The sequence below is a fragment of the Paenibacillus sp. FSL M7-0802 genome (assembly GCF_038004945.1).
Lineage (GTDB): Bacteria > Bacillota > Bacilli > Paenibacillales > Paenibacillaceae > Paenibacillus > Paenibacillus polymyxa_B.
In genome coordinates, this window is sequence record NZ_JBBOSD010000001.1 from 4,196,513 (window position 1) to 4,220,175 (window position 23,663).

15 protein-coding genes, 1 pseudogene and 2 riboswitches are annotated in these 23,663 nt (G+C 45.2%); of the genes and pseudogenes, 6 read left to right on the plus strand and 10 right to left on the minus strand.

Annotated elements, in window-relative coordinates:
• Window positions 1-47 precede the first annotated feature (47 nt).
• Window positions 48-4,478: a hypothetical protein gene (locus MHB54_RS19375; RefSeq protein WP_264454639.1), complete on the plus strand. Its 4,431-nt coding sequence runs from the start codon at window positions 48-50 to the stop codon at window positions 4,476-4,478.
• Window positions 4,479-4,520: 42 nt separating this feature from the next.
• Here the strand turns inward: MHB54_RS19375 and MHB54_RS19380 are convergent, their stop codons facing one another.
• Window positions 4,521-5,216: a response regulator transcription factor gene (locus tag MHB54_RS19380; RefSeq protein ID WP_023990005.1), complete on the minus strand. Its 696-nt coding sequence runs from the start codon at window positions 5,214-5,216 to the stop codon at window positions 4,521-4,523.
• Between the two features lie 160 nt (window positions 5,217-5,376).
• Between MHB54_RS19380 and MHB54_RS19385 the strand changes: the two are divergent.
• Window positions 5,377-6,736, plus strand: a pseudogene (locus MHB54_RS19385) (sugar phosphate nucleotidyltransferase).
• 196 nt (window positions 6,737-6,932) lie between these two features.
• On the opposite strand, the gene MHB54_RS19390 reads toward MHB54_RS19385, so the two are convergent.
• The 4 genes from MHB54_RS19390 to MHB54_RS19405 all read right to left on the minus strand — a co-directional run bounded on the left by MHB54_RS19390 (window position 6,933) and on the right by MHB54_RS19405 (window position 11,839).
• Entirely contained in the window at window positions 6,933-7,448 is a 516-nt protein-coding gene (locus tag MHB54_RS19390) for a thioredoxin family protein (RefSeq protein WP_264454640.1), read from the minus strand.
• 256 nt (window positions 7,449-7,704) lie between these two features.
• Entirely contained in the window at window positions 7,705-9,561 is a 1,857-nt protein-coding gene (locus MHB54_RS19395) for a beta-glucoside-specific PTS transporter subunit IIABC (protein ID WP_075154656.1), read from the minus strand.
• Window positions 9,562-9,791: 230 nt separating this feature from the next.
• The gene (gene licT, locus MHB54_RS19400; RefSeq protein WP_028541551.1) at window positions 9,792-10,634 is read right to left on the minus strand and encodes a BglG family transcription antiterminator LicT; all 843 of its coding nucleotides are present in this window, start codon (window positions 10,632-10,634) and stop codon (window positions 9,792-9,794) included.
• A gap of 233 nt (window positions 10,635-10,867) precedes the next feature.
• On the minus strand, window positions 10,868-11,839 hold the full coding sequence (locus MHB54_RS19405; RefSeq protein ID WP_023990000.1) for a LacI family DNA-binding transcriptional regulator: 972 nt from the start codon (window positions 11,837-11,839) through the stop codon (window positions 10,868-10,870).
• Between the two features lie 213 nt (window positions 11,840-12,052).
• Between MHB54_RS19405 and MHB54_RS19410 the strand changes: the two genes are divergently transcribed.
• Window positions 12,053-13,510 (plus strand): glycoside hydrolase family 1 protein, encoded by a 1,458-nt coding sequence (locus MHB54_RS19410; protein ID WP_071558341.1) that lies wholly within the window; start codon window positions 12,053-12,055, stop codon window positions 13,508-13,510.
• A 172-nt stretch (window positions 13,511-13,682) separates the two neighbouring features.
• A riboswitch (glycine riboswitch) is annotated at window positions 13,683-13,759 on the plus strand.
• Window positions 13,760-13,777: 18 nt separating this feature from the next.
• Window positions 13,778-13,872, plus strand: a riboswitch (glycine riboswitch).
• Between the two features lie 159 nt (window positions 13,873-14,031).
• Complete coding sequence (locus MHB54_RS19415; protein ID WP_023989998.1) at window positions 14,032-15,450, plus strand: alanine/glycine:cation symporter family protein; 1,419 nt, start codon at window positions 14,032-14,034, stop codon at window positions 15,448-15,450.
• Window positions 15,451-15,507: 57 nt separating this feature from the next.
• Here the strand turns inward: MHB54_RS19415 and MHB54_RS19420 are convergent, their stop codons facing one another.
• The 5 genes from MHB54_RS19420 to MHB54_RS19440 all read right to left on the minus strand — a co-directional run bounded on the left by MHB54_RS19420 (window position 15,508) and on the right by MHB54_RS19440 (window position 20,978).
• Window positions 15,508-16,680, minus strand: a complete 1,173-nt coding sequence (locus tag MHB54_RS19420; protein ID WP_103744882.1) for an iron-containing alcohol dehydrogenase — start codon at window positions 16,678-16,680, stop codon at window positions 15,508-15,510.
• Between the two features lie 155 nt (window positions 16,681-16,835).
• Window positions 16,836-17,663 (minus strand): carbohydrate ABC transporter permease, encoded by an 828-nt coding sequence (locus tag MHB54_RS19425; RefSeq protein WP_023989996.1) that lies wholly within the window; start codon window positions 17,661-17,663, stop codon window positions 16,836-16,838.
• 22 nt (window positions 17,664-17,685) lie between these two features.
• On the minus strand, window positions 17,686-18,561 hold the full coding sequence (locus MHB54_RS19430; protein WP_034095207.1) for a carbohydrate ABC transporter permease: 876 nt from the start codon (window positions 18,559-18,561) through the stop codon (window positions 17,686-17,688).
• Window positions 18,562-18,592: 31 nt separating this feature from the next.
• Window positions 18,593-19,876: an ABC transporter substrate-binding protein gene (locus MHB54_RS19435; RefSeq protein ID WP_023989994.1), complete on the minus strand. Its 1,284-nt coding sequence runs from the start codon at window positions 19,874-19,876 to the stop codon at window positions 18,593-18,595.
• Between the two features lie 229 nt (window positions 19,877-20,105).
• Window positions 20,106-20,978 carry a LysR family transcriptional regulator gene (locus MHB54_RS19440; protein WP_023989993.1) on the minus strand — a complete coding sequence of 291 codons (873 nt, stop codon included), beginning with the start codon at window positions 20,976-20,978 and terminating at the stop codon, window positions 20,106-20,108.
• Between the two features lie 175 nt (window positions 20,979-21,153).
• On the opposite strand from MHB54_RS19440, the gene MHB54_RS19445 reads away from it, so the two are divergent.
• Window positions 21,154-22,017 carry an ACP S-malonyltransferase gene (locus MHB54_RS19445; protein ID WP_023989992.1) on the plus strand — a complete coding sequence of 288 codons (864 nt, stop codon included), beginning with the start codon at window positions 21,154-21,156 and terminating at the stop codon, window positions 22,015-22,017.
• Window positions 22,014-23,660, plus strand: coding sequence for a malonate decarboxylase subunit alpha (gene mdcA / locus MHB54_RS19450; protein ID WP_023989991.1), 1,647 nt, complete (start codon window positions 22,014-22,016; stop codon window positions 23,658-23,660). The genes MHB54_RS19445 and mdcA overlap by 4 nt, the downstream gene beginning before the upstream one ends.
• The last annotated feature ends 3 nt before the right edge of the window (window positions 23,661-23,663 follow it).

A 23,663-nucleotide genomic window follows, 5' to 3' on the forward strand; every position in this document is an offset into this window, starting at 1 on the left:
CAAGATAACCGACAGATATACGAGAAGTTCAAGAGAGGGGGACAAGCATGAAAAAATGGATATTTCGCTACCGCTACGATATGGCGGCAATGATGTTGATGCTGATTGCGATTGTTGCATATCTTGCACCCATCTATGGACCAGGGCAAATTGTGTTTAGCGACATTGCTTTTGGAGCCACCTCTCATCGGTATCTGGAGGAAATAACCGGAGTATGGAACGAGCGATGGTCTACCTCGACCTTGTTCAATGCTCCACGTATCCTGTACATCTTGCCCTTCTATGGACTGTCACTCTTATTTGACGAAAGCGGCCCGGTCTTGCTCAAGTCGTTTATTACAGGCTTGTTATTTGTTTCGGCATTTTCGATGTATGCCTTTGCCAAGCGTCTGGTTAGCGTGTATTATTCACCAAGCTTTACGAAGACCCGTATTTTTGCCATCATGGTCGGCTCGTTGTTTTATGCGCTGAATCCGTGGGTTATTTTCCGCATTCAGCATATTTATTTGCTCTGTGGATATAGTTTGTTTCCGTTAATGCTGCGATTTTTTTTCAGTGCGGTGGACCCCAAGTTTCAAATTCAACAAATTAAAAACTATCATCCCCACAAGTTGTATCAGCGAAACTGGATCGACCTGTTCCTGTTGGCTGCGGTATTCACCGTTAGTGCTGCAGCAATTCATTATTTTTTCTTCGGCATGATTTATTTGGGATTGTTCACCATGTTGCTATTAATCAAGTTGACCTGGACCCACCGTAAGGCCGGTCGCACCTATTTGCAGCCGTTATACGGCAATTTTTTGCGTAAAGGGATCATTTTTGGCGTGTTTTTCGGTCTGCTCAGTTTTTATTGGTTGTCTCTATATGTCGGTAGCATGTTGATGGACGCTCAAGCGTCTCAGCATAATATCAACGTCGTGGATACGTTGTCTTTGTTCAGCCGTAACAGCAGCTTAGATAATGTGGGTTATTTACTGAGCTATTGGTGGCCCATGTTTTCCTTGTCCTCACTGCCTGGCATGTTTTATGTAGGAGGGGGATTTTTGTTGCTATTGATTGGGTATGCGATGGTGACACGTTCACATAAAAATCCGATCATTCTGATCTTCTCGCTACTTACGTTGCTGTTTCTGGTTGCAGCTACCGGGACGACGTTCCCATCCATTGCCAAGTGGTTTGTCATTTTGGTTACGAAAACCCCTGTGATTGGTTCGGTTTTCCGTGATCCTAACAAATTTATTGGACTGATTGCCCTTAATTTCGGGGTGTTGCTGACCTTCGGTGTTATTCAATTTATGGAATGGTTCGGATCATCCCCGTTGCAGCGTGTATATAAAAAGCTGGCAGTAGTTATCGTTGTCTTGTGCCTCGGGGTATATTTTGCTCCCTTGCGTACTCAGTTCATTGAGGGGTACTACAAGCCGGTACAAGTGCCGGAGGCTTATGGTCAAATGGCTGAAAAGCTGACTGACCCGGATCGTTTCGATAGCAAGGCATTATACTTTCCGATTGCTGATAATATGATTCAGAGCTATAACGGAGTAGCCACGCCCAAATGGAATAAAGGGAAGACCGCAAACGAAAAGGCAACCGGAGATTTTCAGGTATACTCTTCTCCTAAAAATACGATCTTTCATCATGAGGGGAATGATCCCGGCATTACATACTATATGAATTTTCTGCAGTATGTCATGGACAATGGATTAAGCTCCCGATTAGGCTGGCTGTTCTCTACCTTTGGGGTCAATCAGTTGGTCTACCATGATGAATATGTGGGGCAGGAGAAGCGGCAGGATTTTCACCTGTCTCAGCTGGAAGGTCAGACCGGGCTGAAACGTACGTACCAGAACGGGCTATTTTCCATATTCAATCTCGATCAGACACCGCCCTATATGAACATCCTTGCGAGTAAAATTGTAACACCTTACGGTTTTAGCCGACTGGAGAGCTACAGTCATCTGCCTGGTTTTGATTTTAGCCGCTTTGGGGTGCTGTTCAGTGCGTTAAAGCCTGAGCTAAAAACCATCCAGATGATTAACAAAGGGGATTATGTGGAAGCGGCGTCCTTTAATGACTTGTTGTTGTCACAGCTTCCAGCCGAGGATTACTTACGACCTTTTGATGCCATTGAGGATGGTAATGCCTTTTTAAAATGGTCCAAAACCTTTGCCTCGACTAACGATTGGTTATGGTATTTATCCTCCCAAAATATACGGAACTTTCCGTTCGATATGGAAATGGATGCAGGGATTGCGGTCACCTTTGCCAGTAAGAAGCTGGATGTGGCCCCGTATCAGATGAGCAGTATCGAAGGGAAGACGGTCGTGGACTTTGATTCCATGTTGCGGACCGAAACCTTCTTCAAGCCGGATAATCCGCAGTTGTTCAGTGTGCAGGCTAATCCCCGTGAGGAATTGAATGATGTGCCAACTCTGCACGGCGAAATTATGAAGGGAGACCCGAGTAATATATGGCAGGTCGCTAGATCGGGTTTGCTGGAAGCCAAGGAAAATAATCCGTATCAGTTCCAAATTACTGTTTCTGGTCGCGGAACGAACAAAATGCATGTGAAAATGAGATTTTACGATAAGCAAATGCGTGAACTGGGGGTTAGCTATGTCGTGGCGCCTTCAGAGGGATATAATTTTGACAGTGTGAAATTTTACGGGGAATACGTGTCGCCGCCCGGTAGCTATTGGATGCGAATGGATTTGTTAACCCTACAGCGTCCACAGCAAAAAAATTACTGGTGGATTCATGATATCCAGCTGCGTGATTTGGGGCAATATAGCAAGCCTAATACGTTTACGATGCACAAAAAACTGGATCAACCTCAAACCTCGCATGTATATGCTAGAGTGTTTATGAATAAGGCAGGCGGAAAATTACAAGTCACACTGCCGGACAAAGTGGTTAGTATCAAGACTCAGGATGATGGTTTAAACCAATTTCAATGGGTGGATCTGGGAGAACATGTTTTTCCAAAAGGAGATACTCCAGTCACGGTTAATAACCTGCAAGGCTTTAATGCGATCAATCAATTTGCGATTGTCCCTGTGGATCAGCTAGATCAGCTATCTTTTCCAGTGGAGCAGGCATTGAAGCGGGGCAAGCTTTTTTTCACCTTGGAGGCAGAGAGCGATTTTAACGCACAAGGGAATGTACAGACGGAACGTGCTTTACCAAGACTTAGTATGGGGCGGGGGATCAGCTATCAGAAGGGGACGTTAAGCAGGGATGTGGAAGTCGCCAAAACGGGAACCTATGCCACAGCTATTTTGGCTAATCTCCCCGCTGGGTACCAGGGGTCATTAACGATGAAGTGGACGAATGAAGAGACGGGAAAGGTGCTGACCAGAACGATTCGTACGAAGGAGTCGTATAAGCGGCTACCCGCGACCTCTTTATCCGAAAAGCAGGTTATTGAAACGGTGCCCGATCAGGATGGTTTTGCCAAGAAAATCATACAAATTCCCGGTCTGCTGAATGACTACGGCCGAGTCGAATTTAAAAATCTGTTCCTAACCAAGGGGAAGTATCGCTTAACCCTTGTGCTGGATAGTCAGGTGCCGTCATTGAGCCGTTTTGGAGATATTCATCGAATGGCTGCGCAGGAAGTGACGGTGATGCCGGGGGAGGATACGGAGGAATCATTGAGCACGACGGATGTCGGATGTGTGGCGGATATTCGACCTGGGCAGACGAATCTGTCAATCAAGGACGAAGGACTCTCTATCCGTTACGCACCTAGCTATTCCTGTGACTGGAATATTTATGCGTCCAAGAAAATGAAGGCAGAGCCGCTGCAAGAGTATGCCGTTCAGTTGGATGCGCGATCAGAACAAATTGGAAGTCGGCATATGAAGGTCATTTTTTTGAATAAAGCGTCCCAGGTTCTCCAAACCTCCTATATTGATGAGGTGGAGGAGAGAGATAAGGAACAATGGAATCATTATGATCAAATTGTGAAGGCTCCGGCAGGAACTGCCTTGATGCAGTTTCAGATTTTGGCGCATGCGCACAAGAAGCAGTCAGGCTTATTTCAAATGAAGCAATATTCCATCATCCCTTATCAAGCCATGATTACAGTGGATCAGTTTACGTTGTTTGAGGGATCGGATATGGATACCTTTTTTATGGCTCCACATGCATCGGAGAGCATTCAGGCAACTCGTGAAAATTCCATGGAACGCAGTTTTACGCTATATAATCCAACGCATGAACAGGTGCTGATCCGGGAGACCGAATCACCCAATCCACTGTGGGAGTTCAGGCTAGGTAGCGAAAATCAGCGAGCCCGTCTGTCCGTCAATGGAGTGACTACAGGATTCATTACCAATGGTAACGGGAACGGGAAAGTCGTCGTTATTCTGGCTTCCGCCTACCGTTTCGGCTGGGTACTGTTCCTCATAGGGATACTGGGTGGAGCAGCTTGTTTTCTTCCTTATCGGCGATGGAAGAAGCGAAATCTTCCATAAAAAGCAAGCTGCTCAGTGGGGAAATGGGTAGCCATGATACGGCTACATCTCATATTTGTAGCCTCTGCCCCAGACGGTACGGATATGCTGAGGATTTTTAGGGTCACGTTCTATTTTTTTGCGAAGGCTGGAAATATGTACGTCGATGGTACGATCCAGATAAGCGCCATCTCCACCTTTGATCCGATCCATCAGCTCGCTGCGGGTAAAGACTTTACCTGGATTGCAGGACATCTCTTTTATAATGGAAAATTCAATTTGAGTGACTTCTATTTCTTGGTCATCGACTAACAGGCTATGACGGTAATCATTCACCCAAACCCTTACCTTTTTAAGCTTTTGAGTTACCGTTTGCGATTCAATGGGCATGTTGGGGCCGCAGCGGCGCAGCAGGGCTTTGATGCGCGCATTTAACTCTATCAGGCTGAATGGTTTGCATAAGAAGTCATCTGCTCCGTCGTCCAGAGCCTTTATTCTTATATTCAGCAGGGTGTTATTAGAGATGACCAGCATAGGGACCGTAGTAAATTGACGGATTTGGCTGATCAGCGCACATTCGACTTTACCGGAAAACATTAGAGCGGTCACAATAATATCGGGCTTAAAACGCATAAGTGTAGGAATTGCAAGTTTAGAGTCATAAATAAGCTCGGTATGATAGCCTTCCTCCTGCAGATGAAGAGCAATCATATCTGCCAAACTTTTTTGATCTTCAATGATGAGTATTTTTATGGGCATGACTGACATCTCCTGTACGGATAAAGATACAATTACATTGCATAAGTATGTATTTTCCACGATAATACATACTTATGTATTCGGCAGAAATGCGAAAATCGAACAGTCCTATAATGAAAGAAAAATATTAATTTAGAGGAAGAAGGTTGCATCTTTGCGAATGATTTTATTATCTGGAGGTTCGGGTAAACGTCTATGGCCCTTATCCAATGTGAACCGCCCCAAGCAGTTTCTTTCTATTTTACGTCATGATGAACGTCCAGAAAGCATGCTGCAACGAATATGGAGGCAATTAGATGAGGCGAATTTGGCAGATGAGGCCTATTTTTCAACGAGTGGAACTCAGGCCGAGCTGATTCGGGGGCAAATTGGCGGAGATGCTATAGTGATTGAGGAGCCGACTCAACGGGATACCTTCCCGGCCATTTCTCTGGCTACGGCCTACTTGCATGACGTTGCAGGCGCATCACGCGATGAGATCGTAGGGGTCATGCCTGTGGACGGGTATGCGGGGGATGAATTTTTCGAGCATCTGCGTAGGCTTCCTTCGATATTAGAGCAATCAGGAAGCCATATCGCATTAATGGGGGCTGCCCCAACGGAGCCCTCAGATAAATACGGATATATTGTGCCTTCAGCCTCTCCTTCACTTGACCAGCCATATTATAGGGTTAGTTCATTTGTAGAAAAGCCGGATCTGATCCGTTCAGAAGCGTTGATCCGTGAAGGGGCCTTATGGAATTGCGGGGTGTTTGCTTTTAGACTAGGCTTTTTGTTGGATATTCTGAAGCAAATGGGTATACCAGCCGACTATGAATCTCTTTCGACAAATTACGCAGACTTGCCTAAAACTAGCTTCGATATTGCGGTAGTAGAGCATACTCATAAGCTCTCTGTGCTCCCATATCATGGAGAATGGAGAGACTTGGGCACATGGGATTCTTTGGTACGGGAAGTAAGTTCGAAGCTGAGTGGCCCGGGATATATTTCAGAAGCTTCACATGACTCGCATATCATCAATGAACTGGAGATTCCGGTTAGCATCTGGAATGTTCCAGACATTATTGTCGTTGCTGGTCCAGATGGCGTGCTGGTTACGGATCGACAGTCGTCAACAGGAATTAAGGATATGGTGGCAGAAATTGAAATCGGCCCGCGTTTTGAGGAGCGCTTCTGGGGAAAGCAAACCGTATTATCCCATCAACAGGCGGCAAGTGGATTGCAGACAGTGACCAAACGCGTGGTCATTTCAAATGGGAGATTTATCAGCTATCATGAGCATCAGTTTCGTAAAGAAGTTTGGACTATAGTTTCTGGAACCGGGAGTGTCTCTATCAATGGCGTGACACAGACAGTCAGCCCTGGTGAGGTCATCGTCATAGAACCCGGTACAAAGCATTTTATAGGGGCAGTAGAGGGAGATTTAGAATTCATTGAGTCACAAATCGGACATATCGTATCCGAAACGGATATTATCCGATATGAATTTCCATGATTCGATTGACGATCATACTCTATGAAGTGTCTACAATATAGGGACTGATAGATACGAACGAGGTTTATCAGAAGGCAGTGAAGAGTAGTAGGAACTATTTTTTATTAGAGCTTAGATGACCTGTACATTCCTAAAAAAGGTATTCATGCGCTACACGAATGAATACCTTTTTTTGCATAAACAGTTCTTTGTGTGCGTAATGAAATGGATAGAAAAGAGACTTATAAAATAAGTTTCTTGGAGGTCAGCCACTCTTTTACAGCGTCTGTACTGAGGTCTCTTTTAGGCGTCCATTCTATTTTATCAACCAGCTTGCCGTTTCTGAATTCTGCAATGGTGGGGGTGTATTTAACGTTGTAATCCTCTTTGAATTTATTCCATTGGGGCTTGTCCTTATGGATTTTGTGAACGTTCAAAAAAGTAATTTTAGAGCCTAGATTATACTGTTCGATCATCTTGTTAAAGTTAGGCTCAAACCGATTGCAGTCGCCACAACTCGGTCTGCCGACATAGACAAATACACTTTGATCCTGTTGAATCAAACTCTTAAAACCATCAAATGTAACCGCATTCAAGTGGTCATATATTTCTGGGTAATTGCTTTTGCTCGCTTGGATTTCTTTGTCTTTTTGTAGAACAACCTGCTCTAGGTCTTGAAATTTAACTACAGCTGAAATAGCGATACCAATGACAAGCAACACAATGACACTTAACCCGGCGATATATCCTTTTTTCACAGAAATCCTCCTTTTTTTACATTCTTACACTTACAATAAATGATATTTCCATTTTTCGCTGTAACACTTGTCTCATTATGTATAAAAAAAGAAGCTTTCCATGGGGAAAGCTTCTTTAATCAGCATTTTGCATAATTCGATTCCCAACGCTTGTAAGTACAGTATATAGACGAACTAAAGCGTTTCGATCTATATACTGCTGATTTGAAAACGCTCCTGGGATTTATGCAAAATGCTCTAGTCTGAAAGTTAAACGTTAGACCACAACAGTCAACAAGTAATCCTCACGCTTCACTTCAGTTTCCATTGTGTTCAACACATCCAGGTATTGAGCGGAATTTGTTACGATAATCGGCGTAGCCGTAGTATAGCCTGCCGCCTTAATTTGCTCGATATCAAATTCAAGCAACAGTTGTCCTTGCTTAACTATATCGCCTTCCTTGACGCGCTTGTCAAAGAATTGTCCTTTCAGCTTCACTGTATTAACACCCACGTGAATCAGAATTTCTGCTCCGTCATTGGAAGTAATACCGATGGCATGTCCGGTCGGGAATACTGTCGTAATCGTTCCATTGACAGGAGATGTCAGCACACCCTCTGTAGGATCAATTAGGATTCCTTTCCCCATAGCACCTGAAGCAAAAGCAACATCAGAAGATTGATCCAAAGGCAATACTTTACCTTGCAGTGGGCTTACGAGAATTTCTTTCTCGATTGCCACTTCTTTCTTTACGGGTGCAGCTTCTGTTTTTGCAGTTTCTTCTTTTGGATCATCAAAGCCCAAAATCATAACCAATACAACTGCAAGTACAAAGGCAACAAGCAAACCGATGACTACCCACAAGAATCCAGGTCCGAAATAAGTCGGCAACGCCAGTAGACCCGGTAATGCAAAGGATTGTGCGTGCGCTCCGCCAGAAGCGATAATCGCCCCGCCGATTGCTCCGGAAATACAAGCATAAATGAACGGCTTTTTCAATTTCAAAGTTATTCCATAAATTGTTGGTTCTGTAATCCCAAAAATAGCGGCCAGCGTAGAGGAACCTGCCAAAGCCTTCATCTGAGTGTTCCGGGATTTCAGGAATACCCCCAATGTTGCACCAGCCTGAGAAAGTACGGCTGCTGTAAGCATCGGAAGCATCGTGTCATAGCCCAATGTTGCAATATTCGACAGCATGACTGGAACGAAGCCCCAGTGTACGCCGAAAATAACAAACACTTGCCAGAATGCCCCGGCAACAGCCCCGGCAATTAGTGGGCTTAAATTGTATACCCATGTAAAACCGTTTGCCAAGCCCTGACTGATCAGGTTACCTACTGGACCAAAGGCCAGAAATGTTAACGGAATAACGACCAGGAGCGAAAGCATCGGCACGATAATGTTTTTAACCGATTGATGGATAAAGGAATTGAACCAGCGCTCCACATAGGACTGAACCCAGACCGCGAGAATAATTGGAATGACACTGGAACTGTAATTAATCAGAATGATCGGAATACCTAAAAACGCCAATCTTTCTGGGTTGCTTACCGCCGTTATAACTGCTGGATAGACCAGAGCTCCAGCGATTGCCACCGATACAAAGGTGTTTGTCTTAAATTTACGGGACGATGTAATAGCCAAAAACACAGGTAGAAAATAGAAAACACTGTCGGAAGCTGCACTTAGGATCAGGTACGTACCGCTTTTATCATTAATCCATTGAAAAGATAAAATTAACGCCAGTAGCCCTTTAAGCAAACCTGCCCCGGCAAGAGCACCAAGAATGGGAGAAAAAATGCTGGAAATGATATCGACCGCTTTGCCAAGAAAATTCGTTTTTTCGGAAGATTCTTCTTTTTTGGCATTAGGATTGTCTGCATCCTGCAAATTCGTTTCTGCCATCATATGCTCAAACACTTGACCTACATTGTTACCGATGACCACTTGAAACTGGCCGCTGCTTTCCACTACTGTAATGACACCAGGGGTTGCTTCCAGTGCGGCTTTGTCTGCTTTTGTACGATCATTTAATTTAAATCTCAAGCGTGTAGCGCAATGGAATACCGAATTGACATTCTCTTCGCCACCAACGAGGGTCACTATTTTTTTAGATAGTTCTTTATCACTCATGTTCAGAACTCCTTATGGGTTATTCTTGCTACTGATAGGATTTACTGTTTACATCTGTTGCTAAGATGCGCCGGCGTGCACCTTTTTAAACTTGTAAACAAGAAAAACCTAAACTCGTGGTGAAAACTACGCACTCTCCTATAGAGGAACGTCGATTTCACCATCAGTTTAGGTTTTGCCTGCCTTACCAGTCACAATCCATGAACGATGAGGATATGAAGTTGTTAATCTTATATGTTATTACGCTCAGTTACCCGATGAATATGGATAGTTAGATATACGTATTCATCCTTGCTTAAATATTGATCGTATGTTTTTTCCAGATACTCATTAATCTTTTGGGCACAAGCAAAAGCTTCGGTATACGTCTGCTTCACCTGGTTGTACAAAAATTCTTCACCACTGTGAATGACTTCTTTGCGAATCACTCGCATCGCAAAATATTGCAAATGTGTCAAAAATCTCGAATAGCTAAAAGAAGACTCATCCAGCACAATTCCGTAATGATACGTAATAATGTTCAATATATGTTGGACAATCTCAGTCATTTTCAGTGTAGATTTCATTTCGTTACCGTCGATCCGTGCATTCACCATATGCAATGCAATAAATCCTGCTTCATCTTCGCCCAATTTTACTCCGAGCGTATTTTCAATTTTTTGAAGAGCATCCAGTCCAACTGCAAATTCTTTTTTGTAGAAGCGTTTAATTTCATACAGCATCGCGTTTTGGAGTGCCAGTCCTTTTTCTTGCCGTTGTATGGCAAAATGAATATGGTCGGTCAACGTTAAATAAATATTATCGCTTAACTCCGTATCCAGTACTTCCGTTGCATGCTTTACGATTTCACTCACGACCTCCAGATGAGACACTGGAATATCGTTCAGCAGCTCAGTTAGTTTAGCCGTGAACTCGTTTTCATTTAACATGAAAATCTTATCTATTTTATCATCATCGACTTGATCGCCAGCCACCTTTTTGAAGGAAATACCTCTTCCCATCACGATGACCTCTTTGCCTTTATCGTTTTTAGTCAATAGGACGTTGTTATTGAGCACCTTCTCAATAATCATTGAAGTTCCCCCTCCCATCCTTTACCAATAAAAAATGCCTAAGCACAATTCAACACTATTGTTAGCAATAGCACTCAATTGAACTCAGGCATTGCCCGCATCACCGGTCACAATCCTTCGATATAGTGCTATTGTAGCACAAAAAAAAGCGATTTCAACATATTTTATTCTGATTCGACAAAAAATATTTCATATCAAGGCCCTTTTGCCTAATTTGCAACTAAATCGTTACCTTACGTGGTCGTACGTTCAATGAGGCAGTACTCTAGCGAATGAAGCTCCATTTGGCGTCCAATCAGCTGAGGGGAAAGCATGAAAAAAGCATTTTGTGCTTGAGCCATGATGGGATTTTGAATCGTTGTAATCCCCATCGTATGCGCCAGCTCCGTGTTATCGAATCCGACAATCGCCAGATCTTCCGGTACGTTCAGCCGTTGTCTGCGTGCTTCGCAGAGAATGCCCACTGCTACATAATCGTTAGCACATAAAATAGCCTCTGGGAATTCTTCCCGACGCTGTAACAAATCCCGTACGACCTGTTCGCCATCACGGATATTATAAATAGAAGAGTGATTCCAGTGTTGCAACACTGGCAGATTGTGCTCACTCATGATCTGTTCGTAGGCTCGTTGTCTGCTATGGGTATTGATGCTGCTCGGACGACCAAAAGCATTGGCTATACGAGTATAGCCTTTTTGTATCAAATGTTTTAGCGCTAACATATATCCTTCATACTGATCCATAGCGACGGAGCGAATATCGGTATGCTCCATTCGTTGCCACGAAACGATCGGGCCATATTTGCAATAGGTACTCAAAAAATCAGTGTCATTCACGCAGGAAATGATGACCAGCGCATCGACTCTTTTTCTTTTTAAATCCTCAAAGGCTTGAAGCTCTTTCTTTTTGTCTTCTCCCGAAGTATAAATAATGGTTTGGAATTCATACTGGCCGGCTACTTCCACAAAGCTGTCCAGAAAAGCGAGAACAATTTCATTAATAGTTGAAGTAATGATACCGATCTGAAGCGTCTGACCCTTGGATAGAGAAATGGCATTCCGATTAGGAACATAATCCAATTCCTGCATGATTTTCAAAATCTTAGTTCTTGTTTCGTGACTGACATGGGGTGACTGATTTAATACTCTGGATACCGTAGCTTTGGAAAAGCCCGCCAGTTTTGCAATTTGATCAAGATTCGACATGATGCTTCTCCTCACATAAGAAAAAAATACTTGACATGAAACGCGTTACAACGATTAGGATGCTTATGAAGGCATTACGTCTATTTTAAAGCATCTGTCAATCCTTTTCAAAGGAAGAACGGTTACCGTTAGGTATTGATTCACATTTGCAGCACTTGATGGGATTACTTGACCAAAGTAAAAATCTTAAATACGGAAAGAGGTTTTTATACCATGACGAAGACGCTAAAAGGATTTCCGAAAAACTTCTTGTGGGGCGGGGCAACCGCAGCCAACCAATTGGAAGGTGCTTTTGACGTAGATGGAAAAGGATTGTCCAGTGCGGACATGGTTGCCTATGTACCCAAAGCAGAGCGCAAGAACGATCATGCTATGGAGATTTCGTCCGAGCGACTCGAAGACATTTTGGCAGGCAAAGTCAATGCCCGTTTTCCAAAACGTGAAGGTGTGGACTTCTTCCACCACTACAAAGAAGATATTGCATTGTTCGCGGAAATGGGCTTTAAGGTATTTCGTATGTCCATCAACTGGTCGCGGATTTTCCCAAATGGCTATGATGCCGAGCCGAATGAAGCGGGACTGCAATTCTACGACAATGTATTTGATGAGCTGCGCAAATATGGTATTGAACCGCTGGTAACATTGTCACATTATGAGACACCGCTGGGTTTGACTCAGAAGTATAATGGCTGGCTGGGTCGTGAAGTTATACAGCACTACGTAAATTATGCCGAAACTGTGTTCACGCGTTATAAGGATAAAGTAAAATACTGGCTGACCTTTAATGAAATCAATGTAATGACCATGAGTCCGTTTACTGGTGGCGGGGTGGTCATTGACCGCGTAGAAAACAAGCAGCAAGCGATATACCAAGCACTGCATCATCAATTTGTAGCTAGTGCACTGGCGACAAAACGAGGACATGAGATCATCCCGGGCTCTCAAATCGGCTGTATGCTGGCTCGTTTGGAAAGCTACCCACATACGTGTAACCCAGAGGATATACTGAAAGCCCAGCATGAAAATCAGATGAACCTGTTCTTTACGGATGTGCATGCCCGTGGGGAATATTCCAACTACATGAATCGTTATTTTGAAGAAAATAATGTTGTTATACACACAGAACCAGGCGATGCCGAAATTTTAAAAAATAACACGGTCGATTATATCTCATTCAGCTACTACATGACCTTGACCGTATCTGCAGGTCCAGAAGGCGAGAAAGCAGCAGGAAACCTGATTGGCGGCGTGAAAAATCCATATTTACAGTCCTCTGACTGGGGATGGCAGATCGATCCGATCGGCCTGCGTGTTACGCTGAACACGTTTTATGACCGCTACCAAAAGCCGCTGTTCATCGTGGAAAATGGTTTGGGTGCGTATGATAAGGTGGAAGAAGACGGTTCTGTGCATGACACATATCGTATTGATTACTTGCGTCAGCATATTGTTCAGATGAAGGAAGCGATTGCCGACGGTGTTGATCTGATTGGTTACACCAGCTGGGGTCCTATCGACCTTGTGAGCATGTCTACTTCCGAAATGTCCAAGCGCTACGGATTTATTTACGTCGATCTGGATGATGACGGTAACGGAACGCTCAAACGCTCCAAAAAGGACTCATTTAACTGGTATAAAAATGTGATAGCAACCAATGGTGAAGAATTGTAATTCCAAATTTTCTCGGGCGGGTATAGCAGAGGACATCCTAAGGATGCAATCTGCTGTACCCGCTTTTTTGATAGACATAATAATAATATTTATTTCAGAGGGCTTCACAAACTTTTCACTTGTAATAAGCTGAAAGTTTTCTGTATAATAAATAAAAATTTCATATGTCTGGTTGATGTTTGCGGGAGATGGAACGAAAGTTCCGACCGAAGGGGCAAAACTCTCAGGTGCTTAGGCTGATTACAGCAACAAGCGGGGACCGTAAACGGACAGAACTCTGGAGAGACCCTTAATTGGGCGCCGAAGGTGCACCGCAGAGAACATCTGCTTAAACTCTCAGGCAAAAGGACAGAGACGCGAATAACCTGTGACAGGGAATGCCCTAGGCTTTTTTATAAGCTATTAGAGGCAGAAACCTGCGCAAGATGGTTGTATTTTTTCGTGCCTTTAACCTCTCCAGGAGTCGAATCAGCGGATTTGACTCTTTTTTGTTTTCTAATATGCTGGAGGAGCGGGTTGAAATGAATTTGGTACATGTGTTAGAAGCGATTAGCAGTTGGATATGGGGGGCGCCTCTCATCATTCTTGTCATGGGAACGGGGTTGTGGCTGACCATACGTTTGAAGATGCTGCAGGTATTCCGCCTGCCCCTGGCGATCAAGCTGATCGGTAAGGCCCCGAATGAAGGTAGCGGGGATGTAAGTAGTTTTGCGGCTTTGAGTACAGCGTTGGCGGCTACAGTTGGCACAGGAAGTATTGTCGGCGTAGCGACAGCCATTAAGCTGGGCGGGCCGGGTGCCTTGTTCTGGATGGTCGTTGCAGCCTTTTTTGGGATGGCGACGAAATATGCGGAAGGTGTACTTGCGGTAAAATACCGGGTGAAGGATCGGAATGGGCAATTTTCCGGCGGCCCGATGTATTATATTGAGAAAGGTCTGGGACGCCGTTTTAAACCGCTGGCGATGCTGTTTGCTTTTTCGGGCATGCTGGTAGCGTTGTTCGGGATTGGAACGTTTCCGCAGGTCAAAGCGATTGTATCTTCGACCGAAAACAGTTTTGGCGTTCCGCCCATTGTAACGGCACTGATTATTGCTATCCTTACAGGACTTGTTACTATTGGAGGACTCAAAAGCATTGCCAAGGTATCGACGAAGGTCGTTCCTTTTAAAACAGGCTTGTACGTACTGATCTGTCTCATCGTACTGATTCGGTTTGCTGACCAACTACCTGCCGCAATTGCGCTGGTGCTCCATTCGGCATTTTCAACTACATCTGCAACGGGCGGATTTGCCGGAGCTACGATTATGCTGGCGATGCGAAGTGGGGTAGCCAGAGGTATTTTTGCCAATGAGGCCGGATTGGGAAGCGCACCGATTGCAGCCGCAGCTGCCAAAACCAAATGGCCTGCGGAGCAAGGGCTAATTTCCATGACAGGCGTGTTTATTGATACGATGGTTATTTGTGTGATGACCGGGTTGACGCTACTGGTTAGTGGTGTGTGGAGCGGGCCTACCGATGCGGGCCTGATGACTCAGCAAGCATTTTCCAGCGCATTCCCGCTGGGGGCAGAACTGCTCACAATCATTCTGATTATGTTCGCGTTCACCACCATGCTCGGCTGGAACTATTACGGGGAACGCTGTGTTGAATATTTGCTTGGGGTCAAGTGGATTAAGCCATACCGCTATCTGTTCATCCTATTGGTTGCCGGGGGCGCGTTCATTAAACTGGATGCGATTTGGCTGCTGGCAGATATCTTTAACGCAATGATGGCTTTCCCGAACCTGATTGCCCTGCTCGGCTTATCAGGAATTGTAGTCGCAGAAACCCGAACTTATATGGATTCTCTGAATTCTAGTAAGAAAAAGGGCATTCTTGCAGGTGCCAGTGTAGGGGCAGCTATCCAAGTAGAAGAAAAAGGACAAACGGTTAATTCATAAATTCCAAAAGGGAGTGCCCTCAGTCATCACAGGCTTGAGGACACTCCCTTTTGAATGTTATAACGATGCGTGCAAAATAGCTGAAATATCTTCTTGATTCAGCTTTTTATAATTACCGAAGCCTCCGTATTCCATTTCACGGGCTGCAATGTTTGCGACATTTTCCAATTGCTCATCATTAATATTGTAATCGGCCAGGGTGGAAGGGGCACCGAGACTTGTCCAGAATGCACTCAGGCGATCAATCCCCTCCAAAGCAATTTCCTTATCCGTTTTACCAGTGGTATCTAAATCAAACATGCTGAGCATCAGCCGCTTCATGCGTGCAGCATCCTGATCCACCGTATGTCTCATCCAGTTGGGGAAGAGGATCGCCAGACCGCCAGCATGAGGAATATCATATACAGCGGATAATGCATGTTCAATCGTATGCGAAGCCCAGTCCCCGAAGTAGCCCATTTGTAGTGTTCCGTTAAGGGCAATCGTTCCGGCATATAAAATCGTTTCACGATGCTCGTAGTTGTGCAAATCTTCCAGCAGCTTAGGTGCAGTTTCGATCACGGTTTGCAGCACGGAAAAGCACATACGATCTTGCAACGGTGTATTTTTAACATTGTGAAAATATTGTTCAAACACATGGCTCATCATATCCACCATGCCATATACCGTCTGATCACGTGGCACAGAGAAGGTGTTTTTTGGGTCCAGAATCGAGAATTTCGGATGCGTCACCGCGCTGCCCCATACGTATTTTTCGTTCGTTTCCCAGTTGGTGATAACAGAATCCGGATTCATTTCTGAACCGGTGGCGGCGAGTGTGAGGATGGTGCCGAATGGCAGAGCCTCGGTCGGCATGTGCTTTTTGTTGATAATATCCCACACATCGCCGTCATATTCAGCCCCTGCTGCGATGGCTTTGGTGCAATCAATAACGCTTCCACCGCCTACAGCAAGTAAGAAGTCGATTTTTTCATTTCGGCAAATGTCGATACCCTTCTTAACGGTGGACAAGCGCGGATTCGGTTCTACGCCGGACAATTCATGAATGTTCAGATGTAGCGGTTCTAACGCGTTTAATACCTGGTCATATAGACCATTTCGTTTGACACTTCCGCCTCCATATACCAGCAAAATGTTTTTGCCGTAATTCAGCAGTTCCTGCTGGAGTTCTTCAATTTGATTGTCTCCAAAAATTAATTTGGTGGGGTTATAATATGTGAATTTGTTCATCTGGTAAGTTTCCCTCAGTTCATAGTTCATAGTTCATGTTCAAATCGTAAATCGCTTAACCTGATTGCCTGTTGGATACCTAACTTCATCATGTAAGCTATTTGAAATGACGATTAGCTATTATACATGAAATGAATAAGGGAATTCAAGTAAATCTAATCTTTGACCGCTCCGGCGGCAAGATCGGAAATAAACTGGCGGCTAATGAAAAGAAATAAAATAATAAGTGGCAGTACAGCCAGCAGGGTGCCCGCAATGACCATCGCATAATCCGTATTGTAAATCCCGTTCAATTGTGACAGTGCAATCTGGAGCGTGAATTTACGTTCATCCGTTAAGACGATTAGCGGCCATAAATAATCATTCCAGGCTCCTATAAAGGTAAATGCGCCGAGAAAAGCGAACGCAGGACGTAGAATAGGCAGTGCTACATTCAAGTACAGTCGAAAAAAGCTGCATCCGTCCATCCGGCCCGCATCCAGCAGTTCCTTTGGAATGGATTCTTCCGCATATTGACGAATCCAGAAAATGCCGAAGGCATTTACCATCCCCGGGATGATAAGCGCTTTGAACGTACCTACCCATCCAAAGGAGGCCATCATGACAAAGGAGGGGACAAGCGAAAGTTGTGAAGGGACCATCATCGTAGCTAGCAGAACGATAAATAGCACTTTTTTGCCCGGAAAATCAAACTTGGCGAATGCAAAACCTGCTAGTGAATCGAAAAACAGAACCAATAGGGTAACAGAACCGGCTACAAAAAGGGTATTAAAAAAGGCTCCGGCAAAATTAATCTGTTGTAATACTCTCGTTATGTTATCCAAGAAGTGGCTGCCAAACCACAATTGTGGTGGAAAACGATAGATGTCTGAGGTTGTACGGGTTGCCATGACGATCAGCCAGTAAAATGGAAACATCGACAGAATGATTCCCACCAACAATCCGGCATATAAAACAAAGGATTTTGCGCGTGTCTGCATCATGTTGTGAAGCTCCTTCCCATCGTTATTTTTTACCTTGAACGAGTTTCCAGTTTATGATGGAGAATAGAGCAATGATGAGGAACATGCCCCATCCGACGGCTGCACCATATCCAAAATAGTTGTTAATGAACGACTCGCGATACAGGTATAAAACGATGGTCATGCCACTTGCCCCGGAACCGCCGTCATTACCGACCAGGACCTGTGGCTCGGTGAAGAGCTGCATACCGCCGATGGTGGACGTAATCACCGTAAACAGAATGACTGGGCGTAGCATGGGGATAGTGATGCGGAAAAAAGCTTGCGCTCCGGTTGCCCCGTCTATTTTGGCGGCCTCATACAGCACATGCGGAATACTCTGGAGTCCAGCCAGATAGATGATTGAGTTATAGCCCATCCATCTCCATACGACCATAGAAGAAATGGCGATTTGGATACCCCAGGGCACATTCAGCCATTGAACCATGGGTAGCCCCATGAGTTGCAGAAGGTAGTTAAGAAATCCAAAATTGTTGGCAAATAAGGCACCGAATATGATGGCAACAGCTACAATAGACGTCACATTTGGCAGGAAGAATCCGACTCGCCATAAGGTACGCATTTTCACAAAAGGGGCATAAAGCAGAAAGGCAATAATCAGTGCGAAGAATAGCATCGGAATCGTTGCATACACCCAGATCACAAAGGTGTTGCCTACAGCCTGCCAAAATTCATGATCTGTTACAAGGTAGCGAAAGTTGCCCCAGCCGTTGTAGGTCATGTCTCCGATCCCGTCCCATTTGTGAAACGCTAGATATAATGAAAAACCAATCGGAAACAGTCCAAAGATGCCAAACAGTAGATAAAACGGCGAGATCGCAGCATAAACGGCACGGTGCTTCCAGATTTCTCTCAGCATAATGTCCACACGCCTTTTTTGAATTTTGTTTTTACCGCTGTAATTCCCGTTCGATTCGATCCATTGTTTCCGTCCATAATGCATCGGAATTGGCATCCTGCTTGGCGACATTAGCAAGACGACGGGTCACAATGCCGTGGATGACAGGATAGCGCTCGCCGAAATAGCTGCTTTTCACATTACGTGCGGAGGTGGCAAAGATGAGTCCGGTGGCCTGACCACCAAAGAAAGGCTCGGGTGTCCCCATGATAGGATCGTTATAGACGCCGGGAGTGGACGGGAACAGTCCGATTTTGTGGTAGGCTTCCAGCTGGTGTTCCGGGTTTTGCAGCCAGGTCAGCACTTCAAAGGCTTCTTTGGGATGTTTGCTGGATTTGAGGATAGAAATGAAAGAACCACCCAGGTTGCCGTCTCCTCCAGGAGCACGGGCGACTCTCCATTTACCCGCTGTATCCGGCGCGGCCTCTGTGAGAACTTGCTTCATCCAGATAGCCCCTACAAAAGAGGCGATTTTGCCGTTATTGACTGAAGCGTTCCATTCGGGAGTCCAGCCATCCGCATTGGCGAGCAGATGCTTCTTGTGGAAATCGACAGCGGTTTTCCAGCCCAGACGGATGTCAGGAGATTGATTGCCGATATAGCTGCCATCTGGCTTGAAGTAAAGGTTTGTATGCTGAGCGAGTACCTGATTGTAAACGTTTACAATATTGTCAGCCAAAAATGAACGGCTTCCGAATTTCTGGCGAAGTTGTTCTCCGGCCGCCATGTAATCATCCCATGTGCGAATGGAGGCACTAACCTTTTCAGGATCACTAGGCAAGCCTGCTTGTTCAAACAGATCACTTCGGTAGAAGAGGGCGGTAGGTCCTGTATCCATGGGAAATGCGATCATTTTACCATCAGGAGTGATCCCCTGATTCCATTTCCATTCCAAATATTGATCCTTTAAGCGGTCTGCTCCGAGTTCCCTTAAGTCATAAAAACGATCCGCACTGGGGAACAGCTCCACCATCCAATCGTTCAGAGCTACGATGTCTGGTTCACCGGAACGAGCTGCGAGCGTTGTCTTCAGTTTGGCTTTGAAGTCACCGCCTATTTTTTGAGTTTTTAATTCAATGTTGGGAAATTGTTTTTCCGCCTGGGCGAGTAGTTCATCGTCAATGGAACGGTTCCAGTACCACAATGTAAGCGTTATCTTTTTTCCGTTTGACAAATTAGTTTCAGATGATTGACTTTCAGAGAACGAGGGTCCACTACAAGCACTGAACATCGTGAGAAAAGCAAGACATAATACCAGCCATTGTACTGTTTTCACATCATTTCCCTCCTTGCTGTCTGAGATAATCTGCCTGCTAAACAAGTTGTAAATGGTTTAGCTCCATCATATGAAGCTGTTACCCATTTATGTGCATTGACTTAACCAAAAACAAAAAAATTGAAACAAAGCATGTATAGAAATTAAATACTCTAAAGATATTGATCTTACTAATCCGAAGAATGATAAAACAATAAGGCAGATATTATGTCAAAAGGTATCTAAATCGTCAATGCTGAGCAATATCTTGGAAAAATCTAATGATGAATTCGAAGAACGATTTCTCTATATCGGTGTGCAGTTCCCCAGTAGGAAAGGACAGATAGATTGTTCGCGTACATCGAGGCTCCCTGATTTGAAGCAGCTTAATGTCTTCGGTTACGACGTTCCTCCACAGGATAGAAGGAATAAAGGAGATGCCAAGTCCTGTTTGAATCAACCCTCTTACCGTAGCCGGATCATCACTTTCAAAGACGATGTTGGGTTCAAAAGGGATGTGAGTAAAAAAGAGGTCCGTTGTTTTCCTAAGCGAATTACCAGGTGTAAGGCTGATAAACTTCTCATGCTCTAGATCTTTCAGGAATACGGTGTCCTGAACGCTCAGAGGGTGAGATTTTGGTACGCCAAGCAAAATTTCCTCCTCCAGCAGGATCGCATGCTCGTTGTCCGCCAACTCTTCGGACGTAATCGCAAAATCGTACGCCGGTCCTTTCTTCATCTTCGCAGGGTGCTGGGTCAGGTTGAATCTAATTTGAGGATAGAGATCGCGAAACTTGCCGACAAGGTTGGGCAATAGCATAGAGCCGACAGCGACGTATAACGTGATGACCTCTACCTTTTCGTTCTTCATTTCTTTGACTTCGGATACGCCTTGCTCTAGCGCTGATAGCGACTGGTTCACTCTTTTCAGGAACTTCTTGCCATATTCATTCAGCACGATATGTTTTCCTTCGCGGTCAAATAGCTGCACACCCAATTCCGTCTCCAGGTTTCTAATCATTTTACTTAAGGCAGGCTGTGAGATAAACAACTCGTTCGCGGCACGTGTGACATGCTCATACTTCGAGGTCACTTGAAAATACTTAAGCTGCAAATAATCCATAGTGAAAAATCTCCTTTATAACCACTAGGTTATCGATCATATGTGAATATATATATTTTACAGGTATTTACTCACTTCTTACAATTAACAATGTAAAGAAAATGAATCCGCTAAAGGTGGTGAGATTCTGAACATCGTTTTTACATTTCCCGGCCAGGGGTCACAGGTTCCTGGAATGCTCCAAGATGTACCCGAGTATGTGAAAAAGGCAACAAGTATCATCGGAACTGAACTGCGTGATGATGAGGAGGCTATGGGCTCAACGGTCTGGATTCAGATGGCACTCTTCGTTAAGGAGACGGCAATAGCCTACCGGTTGATCGAGCAGGGTATCCGGCCCCAATTCGTGGCAGGGCATTCCATTGGTGCATTTCCTGCGGCGGTCATCGCGGGAGTTCTCTCGTTCGAGGATGCGCTTCGGATCGTATGGCTCCGTGCCCGGTTGATGGAAGAAACCTTTCCTGAAGGCTATGGAATGGGTGTGATTATTGGGCTTACGCAGGCCGAGGTTCAACAAGCCGTGCTTCTCTCCCATAGTGAGGCGACGCCAGTCTACCTCTCGAATATAAACGCAGAGCAGCAAATCGTCGTATCCGGATCATTGGTAGGGTTAAATAAAGCATTTATGCATGTGAAAGAGCTTGGGACCGCTAAAACGGCGTTTCTGAAGGTTCCGATTCCTTCACACTCCCTGCTGATGTCAGAGGTAGCCAATAAGCTATTGCTGAAAATACACACTTTTTCTTTGCGGGACGCTCAAATACCATATTTGGTGAATCATACGGGCAGAAAGACGAAAGCCAAGGAAAAAATCGCGGAGGACCTTGCACTAAACGTAGCATATCCCGTTCGGTGGATGGATATGGCGGCTGTCTGCGTCGAATCGGGAGCTGACTGTTTCATCGAGATGCCGCCGGGTCATACTCTTTCCAGACTTGTCAAGCAAGCCCACAAGGATACCCGGCAAATGGCCGTGGACGAGATCGGTCTGGAAGCGACTCAGTATCTGATTAGAAAATGGAAGGAGCAAGAAGAATGAATAAAGTACTGCGATCCTGGTCACAAAAACGTGATAAAAAGCAGGAAAAGTTAGGAAAGGTGGAAAAGTGGCTCGACGGAAAATACATCGACTCCTCCCGAATTGTCGACCTGATGGAGGCGCTAATTGATCCAGGCGCGAAGGTCGTCCTGGAAGGAGATAACCAGAAGCAAGCGTCTTTCCTTTCCCAGAAGCTGCTGGAAGTCGATCCTGGCAAAGTGCATGATTTGCATATGATTATGTCCAGCATTTCAAGACCCGAACATTTGGATATTTTCGAGAAGGGCATCGCCGGGAAGCTGGACTTCTCCTACAGTGGCTCCCAAAGCCTGCGTGTTGCGCAAATGATTGATGACGGGATACTTAAGCTCGGTGACATCCATACGTATTTGGAATTGTTCGGACGTCTCTTCATTGACCTTATTCCAGATGTGGTGCTGGTAGCGGCAGACAAATCAGATCGCGAGGGCAATCTGTATACCGGAAACAATACGGAAGAAACTCCGACGATCGTGGAAGCAGCGGCTTTCAAGGATGGGATCGTAATCGTGCAGGTTAACGAAATCGTGGATGAGCTACCGCGAACCGATATTCCAGCGTCCTGGGTCGACGTCATTGTACAGGCCGAAAAACCGTACGCACTGGAAGCACTGTTTACCCGTGATCCGCAGAATATTACTGAACTGCAAATCCTGATGGGCATGATGGCGATCAAGGGTATTTATGGAAAACATCAGGTGCAGTCGCTTAATCACGGCATTGGCTTTAATACTGCAGCGATTGAGCTTTTGCTGCCGACCTATGGTGAACAGCTTGGCCTGAAAGGGAAGATTGCCAAGCACTGGGCCCTGAATCCGCATCCAACTTTGATTCCGGCGATTGAATCGGGTTGGGTCGAAAGCATTCACAGCTTTGGAGGCGAGGTCGGTATGGAGAAATACATTGCGGCTCGTTCAGATGTGTTCTTCGTCGGCAAGGACGGATCTATGCGCTCCAACCGCGCGATGTGTCAGGTTGCAGGCCAGTTCGCTGTAGATATGTTTATCGGATCAACGCTACAAATGGACTGTGCAGGTAATTCGTCTACCGTTACTTCCGGCAGATTGTCCGGTTTTGGAGGAGCGCCGAATATGGGGCATGATCCTCGGGGGCGGCGACATGCGACTCCTGCCTGGCTTGACATGATCGAGCGCCCGACGGAACTCTCCAAAGGCCGGAAATTGGTCGTGCAGATGGTTGAAACATACGGTGCCAACAAAAAGCCAGTATTTGTAGATTCGCTAGATGCCATCAAGGTGAAGGATGAATCTGGTCTCGCCATTACGCCAATCATGATTTACGGGGATGATGTCACCCACGTCCTTACCGAGGAAGGCATTGCATACCTCTACAAGACGGACAGCATAGAGGAGAGAAAGAAGGCTCTCGCGGCAATCGGAGGCGTAACACCTTTAGGAATGGAAAGTAATGAAAGCGATGCAAGCCTGTTGCGTGACAGAGGGATCGTGGCCTATCCGGAGGATCTTGGGATCATGCGCAGACAAGCCAAGCGCTCGATGCTGGCAGCACAGACGATTAACGATCTCGTAGATTGGTCAGACGGATTGTATGATCCACCGGCTAAATTCCGGAGCTGGTCTTAAAGC